At 55.4% G+C, this 258-nt stretch carries 3 tRNA genes; all 3 read right to left on the bottom strand.

Going from position 1 to position 258, the window contains the following annotated elements:
* Positions 1-4: 4 nt before the first annotated feature.
* Positions 5-81, bottom strand: a tRNA-Arg gene (locus AC6CIF_RS31970).
* Positions 82-88: 7 nt separating this feature from the next.
* A tRNA-Gly gene (locus AC6CIF_RS31965) sits at positions 89-163 on the bottom strand.
* 10 nt (positions 164-173) lie between these two features.
* Positions 174-254 (bottom strand) — tRNA-Leu (locus tag AC6CIF_RS31960).
* Between the last annotated feature and the right edge of the window lie 4 nt (positions 255-258).

The raw sequence follows: 258 nt of genomic DNA, 5'->3' as shown, positions 1-258 counted from the left end.
ATAATGGCGCGCCCTGAGAGATTCGAACTCCCGGCCTTTTGATTCGTAGTCAAACGCTCTATCCAGCTGAGCTAAGGGCGCAAAATATTGGAGCGGAAGACGGGAATCGAACCCGCGACCCTCGCCTTGGCAAGGCGATGCTCTACCGCTGAGCCACTTCCGCAAATAAAGGATGCGCGTGGAGGGACTTGAACCCCCACGTCAAAGACGCTAGATCCTAAGTCTAGTGCGTCTGCCAATTCCGCCACACGCGCATAT

The sequence above is a fragment of the Paenibacillus sp. GQ49 genome, assembly GCF_059759055.1.
This window is presented reverse-complemented; position numbering and strand designations above follow the sequence as displayed.